This is a genomic window from Pseudomonas sp. FP597 (assembly GCF_030687435.1).
Classification (GTDB): Bacteria; Pseudomonadota; Gammaproteobacteria; order Pseudomonadales; family Pseudomonadaceae; genus Aquipseudomonas; species Aquipseudomonas lactucae.
This window is the reverse complement of the sequence record NZ_CP117432.1, coordinates 2,778,313-2,790,586: the sequence shown is the minus strand read 5'-3', so window position 1 is coordinate 2,790,586 and position 12,274 is coordinate 2,778,313. Positions and strand designations below refer to the sequence as shown.

Sequence of the window (12,274 nt, the reverse complement as noted above, 5' to 3'; positions counted from 1 at the left end):
CCTAACCTCAAGGCTTTCTATCCCGTAGAAGCGCTGGAGAATGGGCATGCGTAACAAAGCAATCAAGGTATCCGTGGCATTGACGCTGCTGGCGAGCGCAATGATGAGCAATGCCTTCGCGGCAACCCCGAGCGTGGCCGTGGCGCCGCAATATGACACCAGCCATGTGTATGTCGCCCCGGCGGATGTTGACCGTTTCGCCCAGAGCTTCCTCGCCACCTTTGGCGGCAAGAGCACGGCCCAGGTGGTGGTGAATGTGCTGCCGGTGCCGAGCAGCACCACTTCGCAATTGCTGCAGACGCCGGCGGGCACGGTGTCGCTGTTCGGCTTCACCACGCCGATTCCGCATCCGTTCGGCCAGGAACGCAACGGCTATCTGGTCAAGGACATGGACGTCGCGCTCAAGGCCGCCCGCGAAAACGGCGCCGCGGTGATCGTCAGCGACTTCCCGGACCCCATCGGGCGTGACGCCGTGGTGCAATGGCCGGGCGGCGTGAACATGCAGCTCTACTGGCACACCAAGACCCCGGACTATGCGGCCTTCCAGACCGTCCCGGAAAACCGCGTGTACCTCAGCGCCGAGCGGGCCGACGCGTTTATCAAAGGGTTCGTGGGCTTCTCCCACGGCAAAGTGCTGACCGATGACAAGCATGCGCCGGGCATCGACGTGGGCCAAGCCAACGGCACCTACCGGCGTGTCGATATCGAGTCGCCGTTCGGGCGCATGGCGGTGCTGGTCACCAATGGCCAGTTGCCCTACCCCTTCGGCCACGAAACCACCGGCTACCAAGTGGCCGACCTGACCGCCACGCTGGGCAAAGCCACCGGTTCCGGTGCCACAGTGCTCGTGCCGGCGTTCGACAGCAAAGGCCGTCGCAGCGCGCTGGTCGAGTTCCCCGGCGGTTACGTCGCGGAAATTCACCAACTCAACGCCGCAAAATGATGCGTCGCACAGGCTGGAGCCTGGCCGTGCTGTGGCCGCTGCTCGCCGGCGGCGTCCACGCCGACGAGCAACCGACGCGGCCGGCCATCAAGGCCAATCGCTGGCAGGAAGACTGGTCCGTACTGCAGAACCCGGCGCTGCGCACGCAAGCGCTGGACAACCTCAAGTACATCCCGTTGTCAGGCGCCAACCCGTACACCTACCTGTCGCTCGGGGCGACTTTGCGTGAACGTTTCGAGATGAACGACGCCAGTGGTTTCGGCGTGAAGGACGTGAAGCGTGATCGCTACCTGATCCAGCGTTTCCAGGTACACGCCGACCTGCATCTGAACGAACACTGGCGGGTGTTCACCCAGCTGGAAGATGTGCGGGCGTATGACAAGACCACCATCGGCGGTGCCGACCAGAACCGCGTCGACCTGCGCCTGGCCTTTGCCGAGTACGTCAACACCTTCGACAGCGGCACGTTCAAGGCACGGGCCGGGCGCCAGGACTTTGCCTTCGACTTGCAGCGCTTCATCTCCTCGCGGGACGGCCCGAATGTGCGGCAGTCGTTCGATGCGCTGTGGGCGGACTGGGAGACCACGAACTGGCGCTTCATCGGCATCGCCAGCCAGCCGGTGCAGTACCAGGACGGTCGGCATTTCGACGACAAGTCCAACAGCGACGCGCGCTTTCACATGGTGCGCGTCGAGCGGCTGGTGGGGGGCAAGAACGAGCTGTCGGCCTACTACGGCGTGTATGAGCGCAGCGCCGCGCATTACCTGGATGCCGACGGCGACGAGACCCGCCACCTGTTCGACGCGCGCCTGGGCGGCGCTGCCCTGGGCTTTGACTGGGACATCGAAGCCATGCTGCAAAGTGGTTCGGTGGGCAGCAAGGATATTCGCGCCTGGGCCGGCGGCAGCCGCACCGGCTACACCTTCGACAGCCTGGCCTGGAAACCGCGTATCGGCCTGCAACTGGACATCGCCTCCGGCGACCGCAGGACCGGCGACGGCACTGTTGGCACCTTCAACCCACTGTTCCCCAACGGCTATTATTTTTCGCTGGCGGGTTACACCGGCTACAGCAACCTGATCCACGTCAAGCCGTCGATCACGGTAAAACCAATCGACAAACTCAGCGTGCAAACCGCCGTCGGCCTGTTATGGCGACAGACCACCAGCGACGCGGTGTACACCCAACCCAACCTGCCGGTGGCAGGCACCGCCGGCCAGGGCGATCGTTGGACCGGCGCCTACGCGCAACTGCGTACCGACTATGGTTTTACCCCCAACCTCACCGGCGCGGTCGAAGCGGTGCATTACGCAGTAGGGCAAACCCTGCGCAATGCCGGCGGCGCGGACAGCAACTACCTGGGTGTCGAACTCAAGTTCAGTTGGTAGCCCCAAACAAGCACACCGGTACAAGCCACGAACCGGCTTAACGGCAATAGTGATCCCGCGTTTTACCCACCTCTATCAAGGAGTTTTGCATGAGCACATTCGTTGCCAAAGACGGTACCCAGATCTACTTCAAGGACTGGGGCAGCGGCAAGCCCGTGCTGTTCAGCCACGGCTGGCCGCTGGATGCCGACATGTGGGAATACCAGATGGAGTACCTGAGCAGTCGCGGCTACCGCACCATCGCGTTCGACCGCCGTGGCTTTGGCCGTTCGGACCAGCCGTGGACCGGCAACGACTACAACACCTTCGCCGACGATATCGCGCAATTGATCGAACACCTGGACCTCAAGGACGTGACTCTGGTGGGCTTCTCCATGGGCGGCGGCGACGTGTCCCGCTACATCGCGCGCCACGGCAGCGCCCGCGTTGCCGGCCTGGTGCTGCTGGGTGCGGTGACGCCGATCTTCGGCCAGACCGCGGATTACCCGCAGGGCGTGCCGGCCGAAGTGTTCGCGGGTATCGAGGCGGGCCTGCTTAAGGACCGCGCGCAATTCATCTCAGACTTCAACACCCCGTTCTTCGGCCTCAACAAAGGCCAGGTGGTGTCCGAAGGCACGCTGAGCCAGACCCTGCAGATCGCGATGCTGGCTTCGCTCAAGTCGACGGTGGATTGCGTCACGGCGTTCTCCGAAACCGACTTCCGCCCGGACATGGCCAAGATCGACGTACCAACCCTGGTGATCCATGGCGACGGCGACCAGATCGTGCCGTTCGAAACCACCGGCAAGGTGGCGGCCGAGATGATCAAGGGCGCCGAGTTGAAGGTCTACAAGGACGCGCCCCACGGGTTCGCCGTGACCCACGCCCAGGCATTGAATGAAGACCTGCTGGCGTTCCTGAACCGCTGAAACAGCTGAAACACCGCTCTCCTTATTTGGCCGGGCTTGCCCGGCCCTTTTTATTCAGGCAAACCGCCCGCCCAATGTGAAGCGACCCGGCCCGGCGATCAGTACGCCGGTAAAGATGATCAGCAACAGCCAACCGAACTGCCCTTCCAACAACGTCCACTCCGGATGCACCACCAGCATGGCGATCAAGAGCACCGCCAGGATCGGCAAACAGGCCAGGCGCACCAGCACCCCGGCGACGATCAACACAGGGCACAGCACCTCGGCGAAAATCGCCAGCAACAAGGTAATGTGCGCACCCAAGTGAAACGGGTCTTCGATCAGCTTCAGTTGTTCGCTGTAGTTGAGCACCTTGGGCAAGCCATGCACCCACAGCAGGAACAGCGCCCCGCTCGCCCGCAGGAACAACAGCCCCAGATCCTGGTGTTTTGATTCGTTCATATGCGCTCCCTGTAGGTGGTTATCGACGTCGATTGTGTCCACCGAGGCGCATGCACGCTTGCAAGCCTGTGCTGACCTTCACTCCCCCGTGCCGGCAAACGCCGCGACGATCTCATCGATCACCGCCCGCACCCGTGCCGTGTGGCGCAGGTCGGCGTGGGTCACCAGCCATACATCGTAAGGCAACGGGCGCACACGCTCCGGCCACAGGCGCACCAGGCCGTCGCGTTCGCCGGTGTACACCGGGATCTCACCGATACCGAGCCCGGCCGCGATGGAGCGGCGCACCAACAGGCTGGAACTCAACGCCGCGACAATCCGCCCGCGCCCCAGAGGTTCGCTGACCAGGGTCAGGTCCTTGTGGGTCTGCAGGTAAGGCTGGTAGACCACCAGGTCGTGGCCGTCGAACAGGCTGCCGGGGTCGGGGACGCCGTGGCGGTCGATATAGGCCTGGGCGGCAAACAGCCCGACTGGCCAGCAGGCGATGCGCCGGGCGATCAGGTCGGGGTTGTCGGGGCGGGTATTGCGCACGGCAATGTCGGCCTCGCGCTTGGCCAGGCTGAGAATCTGCGTGGAGGCATCCAACTGCACGCGCACATCGGGGTGCTTGCCGTGCAGGCTGGCGATGGCCGGGATCAGGAAATCAATGGCCAGGGAGTCGGTGGTGCTGACCCGCACGGTGCCGGTCAGGCGATCGTCCAGGCCCTGGATCTGGCGCTCCAGATCGAGTGCCGAACGCTCCATTTTTTCCACCGAATGCAACGCGGCTTCGCCTACGGCGGTCAGCGCGTAGCCTTCGGAAGTGCGCAGGAACAAGGTTGCGCTCAAGGACTTTTCCAAGGCATTGATCCGCCGCCCGACGGTGGCCTGATCCACTCCCAGCACCCGTGCGGCACCGCGCAATGTGGATTCGCGACACACCGCCAGAAAGACCCTCGCATCATCCCAGTTCATGTCCTCTCCTGCTGCATATATGCATCATTGTGTCGTGTAATCGCTGCATTATTGCACCTTCAATCGTGGATATGCTGGGCACCAGAAAAAATCCTCAGGATCGCCATCATGCACGACACCCCACCCCGCAGCGCCGTCTGGCTGCCGATCTTCGCCGGTTTGTGCGCCAGCCTGGTCAGCATCGGCCTGGCGCGCTTCGCCTATACCCCGTTGATTCCTTCATTGATCCAGGCGCAGTGGTTTTCCGCCAGCGACGTGGTGTACCTCGGCGCCGCCAACCTGGTCGGTTACCTGATCGGCGCACTGATCGGTCGCCCCATCGCCCGGCGCACCTCCAACAAGAACGCCCTGCGCCTGATGATGGTCGCGGTGACCCTGGCATTCTTTGCCTGTGGCTTCCCTTTGTCGGTGGCCTGGTTCTTCGGCTGGCGCCTGCTGTCGGGCATCGCCGGCGGCGCGATCATGGTGCTGGTGGCCGCCACCGTGCTGCCCCATGTCCCCGCTGCGCGCAGAGGCCTGGCCAGTGGTGCGATTTTCCTGGGCATCGGCTTGGGCATCGCCGGTTCGGGCACGCTGGTGCCGCCGTTGTTGAGCCTTGGCCTGCAGCAAACCTGGTTCGGCCTGGGCCTGCTGGCCGTAGTGCTGACGGCCGCCAGCTGGTTTGCCTGGCCTGGCGGCACGCTGCATGAAGCGCCCGCGCAGGCCGACGCGGGGTCGCCAACCCCGGCGGGCGTATACCTGCTGTTTGCCCAGTACGCGTTCATGGCCGCGGGCCTGGTGCCGGCGATGGTGTTCCTGGTGGACTATGTGGCCAGGGGCCTCGGTGCCGGGGCGCATGTGGGGGCGATGATCTGGGTGATGTACGGCCTGGGTTCGATTGCGGGGCCGGTGACCTACGGGTTTCTGGCGGACAAACTCGGCGCTCGCTTGAGTATCCGCCTGGTGCTGGTGGTGCAGGCCATCGCGGTGGGCGCGTTGTCGGTGTCGAGTCACTTAATGGCACTCGCCGCACTGGCGGTGATCCTCGGCTCGTTCCCGCCGGGCATCGTGCCGTTGGCGCTGGCACGGGTGCACGAGTTGATCTCCAACCATCACCAGCAACAAGTGGCCTGGAGCCGCGCGACCGTATCCTTTGCCACGTTCCAGGCGATTGCAGGCTTCGCCTATTCGGCGCTGTTCAATCTCAGTGGCGGTCAGCATGCTGTATTGTTCGTGATCGCCGCCGCGGCGATCGTGGTCGCGCTGGCCTTGGAACTGGGCATGCTCCTGCTGAACCGCCGGCCGCTCGATGCGGTCCCAACCCATACGCTCATCGCTGCAGGTACTCTCAAATGACGCTTCCCAAAGACATGACCCTGATTGAAATCACCGCTCCCGGCGGCCCTGAAGTGCTGCAACCGCGCCAGGTCGATGTACCCGTGGCCGGCCCCGGCGAGATCCTGATTCGCGTGCACGCCGCCGGGGTCAACCGCCCCGACGCGCTGCAACGCGCCGGCAAGTACCCGCTCAAACCCGGCATGAGCCCGTATCCTGGCCTTGAAGTGGCCGGTGAAGTGGTGGCGCTGGGCGACGGCGTGTCAACGTTCAACCTGGGTGACAAGGTGTGCGCGCTGACCAACGGCGGCGGTTACGCACAGTACTGCGCCGTCCCCGCCGGCCAAGCCCTGCCGATCCCCGAGGGCATGGACTGGATCCAGGCCGCCGCCGTGCCCGAAACCTTCTTTACCGTATGGGCCAACCTGTTCGGCCTCGGTGACGCACACACCGGCCAGCGCGTGCTGATCCACGGCGGCACCAGTGGCATCGGCACCACCGCGCTGATGCTGTGCCGCGAGTTCGGCATCCAGGCTTTCGCCACCGCCGGCAGCGCCGACAAATGCGCAGCCATTGCCACGTTGGGTGGCGAACCGATCAATTACCGCGAGCAGGATTTCGCCCAGGTGATCGCCGAGCAGACCCACGATCAGGGCGTGGATGTGATCCTCGACATCATGGGTGGCTCCTACCTCAACAACAACCTCAAGGCCCTGGCCATGGACGGGCATCTGGTGATACTGGGTTTCCTTGGCGGCGCGAGGGCCAATGATGTCGACCTGCTGACCATCCTCGGCAAGCGCGCGGTAATCACAGGCTCACTGCTGCGTCCGCGCACCGGCGAAGAGAAAGCGGCGATTGCCGAACAGCTGCGCGAGTACATCTGGCCGGTGCTGGCGGCGGGTCGCTGCCTGCCGATCATCGACAAGGTGTACGACTACACCGACGCCGCCCAGGCTCATGCGCGGATGGAGGGTGGGGATCATATCGGCAAGATTGTGTTGCGAGTTCAGTTGACCTGACAGCACCACAAATCAAATGTGGGAGGGGGCTTGCTCCCGATGGCGGTGTCAGTCGACATCTATGTGACTGATACATTGCCATCGGGAGCAAGCCACCTCCCACATTTGACCGTATGATTATTCGAGGTAGGTGGGGTAGTCGGTATACCCTACCTCACCCCCACCATACATCCCCTCTTCGCGCAGCGGGTTCAACGGCCAGCCATTGAACAGCCGCTGCGGCAGGTCCGGGTTGGCAATGAACGGCCGCCCGAACGCGATCAAGTCCGCCAGCCCCGCGTCCACCAGTTTGGCGCCGCGCTCGGCGGTGTAACGCCCGGCATAGATGATGCGCCCACTGAAGGTGCTGCGCACGGCTTCACGGAAGCTGTCGGGCAACACGGGAGCGTTGTCCCAGTCGGCCTCGGCGATGGAGACATAGGCGATGCCCGACGCTTCCAGCACCTTGATCGCTTCGATATAGGTGTGGTGCGGATCTTCTTCCACCAGGCCAATGTAGACGCGGTCCTCGTCGGTGCCGCTGAACAACGGTGAAAAGCGCACGCCGAGGCGTTCCGGCCCGACCACCTTGCATACCGCCTCGACGATCTCGCGCAGAAAGCGCAGGCGGTTGTCCAGGGAGCCGCCGTATTCATCGTCACGGGTGTTGGAATGGGCCGAGATGAACTGGTTGACCAGGTAACCGTTGGCCGCGTGGATTTCGACCCCGTCGAACCCGGCGTCCAGCGCATTGCGCGCGGCCTGGGCATAAAACCCGACCAACTCTTCGATCTCCAGCGCGGCCAAGGCACGCGGTACCGGAGGCTGCATCAACGCACCGGCGCCAGGCGCAGTTTCGATAAAGGCCTTGGCCTGCAACGCCTGCAATGCAGAAGGCGCCACCGGCGCGGCGCCGCCGGGCTGCAAGGCGTTATGCGACACCCGCCCCACATGCCACAGCTGGGCGAAGATCACCCCACCCTCGGCATGCACCGCATCGGTGACCTTGCGCCAGCCATCGATCTGCGCCGGGGCGTAGATGCCCGGTGTCCACGCATAACCCTGGCCACGCGGCTCGATCTGCGTGCCCTCGCTGACCATGAAACCTGCGCCGGCGCGCTGGCGGTAATACTCGGCCATCAGTTCGGTGGCGATATCACCGGGTTGGGCACTGCGCTGACGGGTCAACGGTGGCAACACCACGCGGTTGTTCAGGGTGTGGTGGCCCAGTTTTATCGGGGTATTCAAAATGCGGTCATTCATGGGGATATACCAAATTCAGGGCGAGCAAAAGCATTGGCGACTCTTGAGAGTCGCCAATGAATGGAGCGGTCAGTTAATTCAAGCGGTGAGTTTCAGCAGGGCCTTGGCCGCCTCGCTGGAGCTGCCGGGGTTCTGCCCGGTGACCAACGAACCATCGACGATCACGAAGGACTGCCAGTCGGCGCCCTTCTCATACTTGCCGCCCAACTGCTTGAATTCATCTTCAATCAGGAACGGCACCACCTGCGTCAGGCCGACAGCTTCTTCTTCCGAATTGGAGAACCCGGTGACGCGGCGGCCCTTGATCAACGGCTCACCGTTGATCGCCTTGACGTGACGCAAGGCGCCCGGCGCATGGCAGACAAAACCAACCGGCTTGCCGGCCCGTTCGAAGGCCTCGATCAGCGCGATGGACACCGGCGACTCCGCCAGGTCCCACAGCGGGCCGTGGCCGCCTGGGTAGAACACAGTGTCGAAGTCATCAGCGTTGACTGTGTCCAGCTTCACCGTGGTGGCCAGCGCCTGCTGGGCGGCCGGGTCCTTGCCAAAGCGCTCAGTCTGCTCGGTTTGCGCATCCGGCTCATCGCTCTTGGGGTCCAACGGCGGCTGGCCACCGGCCGGGGATGCCAGGACAACCTCGGCACCGGCGTCCTTGAACGCGTAATAGGGTGCGGCAAACTCTTCGAGCCAGAAGCCGGTCTTGCGCCCGGTATCGCCAAGCTGGTCGTGAGAGGTCAGTACCATTAATACTTTCATGTTCCAGTGCCTCGATCAGTGAATGTCAGTGTATTCAGGTTGACCCAACAGCTGTCGGGTCAGTCGCAGCGCCTCATCGAAAGGCGCGGACGTGCGGGTGATCTTGCTCATCACACTGGCGCCCAGCCATAACGCGTAGAGCTGAGGGGCCAGGGTGTGCGGGCCGTGCTCCAGCACCAGGGAGCCATCTTCAACGCCGCGCCGCAGGGACGTGGCGAGTAATTCGATGGTGCGTGACGTACCGCGCTGCAGCGCCAGGCGCATCGGCTCTGAAAGGTCAGACACCTCCGCCCCCAATTTGACGGCAAGGCATTTGCCCGCGTCGGTGCAGCCGGTCTGGTTGTCGGTCCAGGCTTGCCAATAGCGCATCAATTTGGCGCAGTGGCTCAGGCCCGGCGCGTCGAACAGTTGCTGCATGCCGTGCAGGTAGTTGTCGAAGTAGGTGTCGAGCAACACCACGCCGAACGCATCCTTGGAGCTGAAGTAGTGATAGAACGAACCCTTGGGCACCTCGGCGGCTTGAAGTATTTCGTTCAGGCCCACCGCAGAAAACCCCTTGCGGCCGACAAGGACTTGGGCCGTGTCGAGAATGGTCTGCCGTGCACTTTTGGTTTCGCTGTTCATGTTTCACCTGTCCGATTAGACCAGTCGTCTAGTTCGTTGAGGGAATCTTAGGGGCCGCGCCAAACGCTCACAATGTCAGATGCGCAAGGATTCCGGACACGCTCCGAAGTCGGTTGCCGTTTACCCGGCACCCGCCGACAATCCCCTCTCCCGCCGCCTTGGAGAATGACGATGCACAGCGTTGCGCTGATGGTTTACCCGAACTTTCAATCCCTGAGCCTCAGCCTGGGTTCGGTGTTCGAGTGCGCGAACCTGCTGCGCGGCGAGCCGGCCTATGAGTTTCACCTGGTGTCGGAAAGCGGCGGCGCGGTGATGACCTCCCAGGGTTTTTCGGTAAACACCTCAGTGGTTCGGGCCGAGGGCTATGACACGCTGATCGTCAGCGGCTACCTGGAGTTTCGCCTGCCGGACGCCAACCTGCTGGAACTGGTCAAGGCCGCCTCGGCCCAATCGCGCCGGGTCGCCTCGCTGTGCATGGGCATCTTTGTACTGGCCGAAGCCGGGTTGCTGGAAGGCAAGCGCACCACCACCCATTGGATTCACGCCCCGGCGTTCCGCAAGCGCTACCCGGCCATCCGCCTGGAAGAAGACAAACTGTTCGTGGTGGACGGCCAGGTGTGGACCGGCGCCGGCATGAGCGCCGGTGTCGATCTGGCGCTGGCCATGGTGGAAAACGACCTGGGCAGCGATTTGGCCCGGCGCATTGCGCGCAAACTGGTGATCGCCCAGCGCCGGGGCAGCGAGCAGTCGCAATTGTCGGCGTTGCTGGAACTGGACCCCAAGTCCGACCGCGTGCAACTGGCCCTGGCCTACGCCCGCGAGAACCTGACGCACGACCTTTCGGTGGAAGCCCTGGCCGATGTCGCGCGGCTGAGCCCGCGCCAGTTCAGCCGGGTGTTCCGCGAAGAAACCGGGCAAACCCCGGCCAAGGCCATCGAAGCCCTGCGCGTGGAAGCCGCACGGGCGATGATGGAAACCAGCCGTCATCCGGTGGAAGTGGTGGCTCGCGAAACCGGCTTTGGCGACCGCGAACGCATGCGCCAGGCGTTTCTACGCGCATTCGGGCAACCGCCGCAGGCGATGCAGCAGGCGTTTAATGCAGCGCCGCACGCGTGATCAGGTAACTCACCAACTGCGGCTCATCCTCAAGTTCAATCGTCTGCACCGGGCGCGGCAGGTTATCCAGTACCGTGCGCCAGAACGCCTGGGACACTTCGTCCTGATCATAAAAGCGCACCAGCCAATTGGCCTCGCCGCTGCACAGCACCTGGGTGGCGATGGCCCGGCCAATGCCTTTGCGGCGGTAGCGCTTGAGGATGAACAGGTCGGCCAGCTCCAGCGCGTCGATACCCGGCACCTCACTGTCCTCGATCAACAGGAAGCCGGCGATAAAGCCATCCACCAGCAGCAGATTGGCGCTCCAGCGCGGGTCTTGCCAGTAGCGGGCCAGGTGTTCGTCGTGGATGTAGAAGCGGCCGTCGGCCTCGACATCTTCCTGCTCCCAGTCCGAGGACTCATAGGCGTAATACTGGTAAAGGTTGCGGATCAGTTGGGCCTCTTCAGGACCGGTCTGAATCAGTTCGACAGTGGTTTCAGGCATGGGGCTCTCAGTGAAAAAACGCAGGGCGCCATTGTTCACAAATCGCCGGAACAGTCCAATACAGCGGCGAACCTTTCTATTGGCTGAACCGATTGCAAATAGCCGCGCGCCCTTGCCGAAGCGCTGAAACATTTCGAATAAACTTCGCCAAAATCCCCTTTCTCAAGGACACCTATTTTGACGAACGTCTGTTCCGCCGGCCTGGATGTGGGCTTTGCGTCCCTGGATTACCTGCAGATCTTCATCCTGGGAGTGATCCAGGGCATTACCGAATTGCTGCCGGTGTCCTCCACCGCCCATATGCGTGTGGTCCCCGCCCTGCTCGGCTGGCAAGACCCCGGCTCGGCGTTTTCGGCGGCGATGCAATTGGCGGCGCTGGCGGCGGTGGTGAGTTATTTCTGGCGCGATGTTCGCCAGGTGACCACGGGCAGCATCGGCGCGGTGCGCCGGGGTGACTATAACGACCGCTGGTTCAAGCTGGCGGTGGCGATCGTGCTGGCGACGATACCGATCTGCATCGCCGGCCTGGTGCTGTCTTCGACCTTGAACGCGTGCAACTCGCCGTTGCGCGGGCTGATGGTGATTGGCATTGCCTGCCTGGTGATGGCGGTATTGCTGGCGGCGGCCGAGTTGCGTGCGCGGCATACCCGCGAGGTGGGCCAGATGCGCCTGCGCGATGCATTGATCGTGGGTATCGCGCAGATTGGCGCGTTGATTCCTGGCGTATCACGTTCCGGCTCAACCTTGACCGCCGCGCTGTTCCTGAACTTCAAGCGCGAAGAAGCCGCACGTTTTTCGTTCCTGCTGGGGTTGCCCGCCATCGCGCTTGCCGGTTTGAAAGAGCTGTGGGTGCTGCTGCACGCCGACCTGCCGCCCCACGCCTGGCCGCATCTGCTGTTCGGGCTGGTGGTGGCCAGCATCTCGGCGTTCTTTGCGATCTGGGGCCTGATGAAGTTTCTGGAGCGCTTTTCCACCTGGCCGTTCGTGATCTACCGGGCGCTGTTGGGGGTGTTTCTGATCGTGGCGGTGAGCACCGGGTTATTGAGTTGAGTCTGTCTGTATAGCTTCGTCTGGTAGAGTCA

13 protein-coding genes are annotated in these 12,274 nt (G+C 63.2%); 7 read left to right on the top strand and 6 right to left on the bottom strand.

Annotated elements, in window-relative coordinates:
* Positions 1–46: 46 nt before the first annotated feature.
* The 3 genes from PSH66_RS13040 (at position 47) to PSH66_RS13030 (ending at position 3,239) form a co-directional block, all read left to right on the top strand.
* Positions 47–943 carry a VOC family protein gene (locus tag PSH66_RS13040; RefSeq protein WP_305429294.1) on the top strand — a complete coding sequence of 299 codons (897 nt, stop codon included), beginning with the start codon at positions 47–49 and terminating at the stop codon, positions 941–943.
* Entirely contained in the window at positions 940–2,331 is a 1,392-nt protein-coding gene (locus PSH66_RS13035) for an alginate export family protein (RefSeq protein ID WP_042944536.1), read from the top strand. The genes PSH66_RS13040 and PSH66_RS13035 overlap by 4 nt, the downstream gene beginning before the upstream one ends.
* Before the next feature lie 89 nt (positions 2,332–2,420).
* Complete coding sequence (locus PSH66_RS13030; RefSeq protein WP_003173399.1) at positions 2,421–3,239, top strand: alpha/beta fold hydrolase; 819 nt, start codon at positions 2,421–2,423, stop codon at positions 3,237–3,239.
* 54 nt (positions 3,240–3,293) lie between these two features.
* On the opposite strand, the gene PSH66_RS13025 is transcribed toward PSH66_RS13030, so the two are convergent.
* Together PSH66_RS13025 and PSH66_RS13020 are read right to left on the bottom strand one after the other, a co-directional pair.
* On the bottom strand, positions 3,294–3,680 hold the full coding sequence (locus PSH66_RS13025) for a DoxX family protein (RefSeq protein ID WP_042944534.1): 387 nt from the start codon (positions 3,678–3,680) through the stop codon (positions 3,294–3,296).
* Between the two features lie 78 nt (positions 3,681–3,758).
* Positions 3,759–4,634: a LysR family transcriptional regulator gene (locus PSH66_RS13020; RefSeq protein WP_305429292.1), complete on the bottom strand. Its 876-nt coding sequence runs from the start codon at positions 4,632–4,634 to the stop codon at positions 3,759–3,761.
* A gap of 108 nt (positions 4,635–4,742) precedes the next feature.
* Here PSH66_RS13020 and PSH66_RS13015 point away from each other — a divergent pair, with 108 nt between their 5' ends.
* Positions 4,743–5,969 carry a YbfB/YjiJ family MFS transporter gene (locus tag PSH66_RS13015; RefSeq protein WP_003173396.1) on the top strand — a complete coding sequence of 409 codons (1,227 nt, stop codon included), beginning with the start codon at positions 4,743–4,745 and terminating at the stop codon, positions 5,967–5,969.
* Positions 5,966–6,970 (top strand): NAD(P)H-quinone oxidoreductase, encoded by a 1,005-nt coding sequence (locus PSH66_RS13010; RefSeq protein ID WP_305429291.1) that lies wholly within the window; start codon positions 5,966–5,968, stop codon positions 6,968–6,970. The genes PSH66_RS13015 and PSH66_RS13010 overlap by 4 nt, the downstream gene beginning before the upstream one ends.
* A 117-nt stretch (positions 6,971–7,087) precedes the next feature.
* Here the strand turns inward: PSH66_RS13010 and PSH66_RS13005 are convergent, their stop codons facing one another.
* The 3 genes from PSH66_RS13005 to PSH66_RS12995 all read right to left on the bottom strand — a co-directional run bounded on the left by PSH66_RS13005 (position 7,088) and on the right by PSH66_RS12995 (position 9,592).
* On the bottom strand, positions 7,088–8,212 hold the full coding sequence (locus PSH66_RS13005; protein ID WP_305429290.1) for an alkene reductase: 1,125 nt from the start codon (positions 8,210–8,212) through the stop codon (positions 7,088–7,090).
* A gap of 78 nt (positions 8,213–8,290) precedes the next feature.
* Positions 8,291–8,968 (bottom strand): type 1 glutamine amidotransferase domain-containing protein, encoded by a 678-nt coding sequence (locus PSH66_RS13000; protein ID WP_003173391.1) that lies wholly within the window; start codon positions 8,966–8,968, stop codon positions 8,291–8,293.
* A gap of 15 nt (positions 8,969–8,983) precedes the next feature.
* A complete protein-coding gene (locus tag PSH66_RS12995; RefSeq protein WP_141065005.1) occupies positions 8,984–9,592 on the bottom strand; it encodes a TetR/AcrR family transcriptional regulator in 609 nt (202 codons plus the stop codon).
* Positions 9,593–9,763: 171 nt separating this feature from the next.
* On the opposite strand from PSH66_RS12995, the gene PSH66_RS12990 reads away from it, so the two are divergent.
* A complete protein-coding gene (locus tag PSH66_RS12990) occupies positions 9,764–10,708 on the top strand; it encodes a GlxA family transcriptional regulator (protein ID WP_003173388.1) in 945 nt (314 codons plus the stop codon).
* Here PSH66_RS12990 and PSH66_RS12985 read toward each other — a convergent pair.
* Positions 10,686–11,192 (bottom strand): GNAT family N-acetyltransferase, encoded by a 507-nt coding sequence (locus PSH66_RS12985; RefSeq protein ID WP_080547080.1) that lies wholly within the window; start codon positions 11,190–11,192, stop codon positions 10,686–10,688. The genes PSH66_RS12990 and PSH66_RS12985 overlap by 23 nt on opposite strands.
* A gap of 177 nt (positions 11,193–11,369) precedes the next feature.
* On the opposite strand from PSH66_RS12985, the gene PSH66_RS12980 reads away from it, so the two are divergent.
* Positions 11,370–12,242, top strand: a complete 873-nt coding sequence (locus PSH66_RS12980) for an undecaprenyl-diphosphate phosphatase (RefSeq protein WP_003173386.1) — start codon at positions 11,370–11,372, stop codon at positions 12,240–12,242.
* Positions 12,243–12,274: the final 32 nt, after the last annotated feature.

Excerpts from the sequence above, each read along its gene's own strand:
- PSH66_RS13040 (WP_305429294.1), top strand. The coding sequence starts at position 47 with ATGCGTAACAAAGCAATCAAGGTATCCGTGGCATTGACGCTGCTGGCG.
- PSH66_RS13035 (WP_042944536.1), top strand. The coding sequence starts at position 940 with ATGATGCGTCGCACAGGCTGGAGCCTGGCCGTGCTGTGGCCGCTGCTC.
- PSH66_RS13030 (WP_003173399.1), top strand. The coding sequence starts at position 2,421 with ATGAGCACATTCGTTGCCAAAGACGGTACCCAGATCTACTTCAAGGAC.
- PSH66_RS13025 (WP_042944534.1), bottom strand. The coding sequence starts at position 3,680 with ATGAACGAATCAAAACACCAGGATCTGGGGCTGTTGTTCCTGCGGGCG.
- PSH66_RS13020 (WP_305429292.1), bottom strand. The coding sequence starts at position 4,634 with ATGAACTGGGATGATGCGAGGGTCTTTCTGGCGGTGTGTCGCGAATCC.
- PSH66_RS13015 (WP_003173396.1), top strand. The coding sequence starts at position 4,743 with ATGCACGACACCCCACCCCGCAGCGCCGTCTGGCTGCCGATCTTCGCC.
- PSH66_RS13010 (WP_305429291.1), top strand. The coding sequence starts at position 5,966 with ATGACGCTTCCCAAAGACATGACCCTGATTGAAATCACCGCTCCCGGC.
- PSH66_RS13005 (WP_305429290.1), bottom strand. The coding sequence starts at position 8,212 with ATGAATGACCGCATTTTGAATACCCCGATAAAACTGGGCCACCACACC.
- PSH66_RS13000 (WP_003173391.1), bottom strand. The coding sequence starts at position 8,968 with ATGAAAGTATTAATGGTACTGACCTCTCACGACCAGCTTGGCGATACC.
- PSH66_RS12995 (WP_141065005.1), bottom strand. The coding sequence starts at position 9,592 with ATGAACAGCGAAACCAAAAGTGCACGGCAGACCATTCTCGACACGGCC.
- PSH66_RS12990 (WP_003173388.1), top strand. The coding sequence starts at position 9,764 with ATGCACAGCGTTGCGCTGATGGTTTACCCGAACTTTCAATCCCTGAGC.
- PSH66_RS12985 (WP_080547080.1), bottom strand. The coding sequence starts at position 11,192 with ATGCCTGAAACCACTGTCGAACTGATTCAGACCGGTCCTGAAGAGGCC.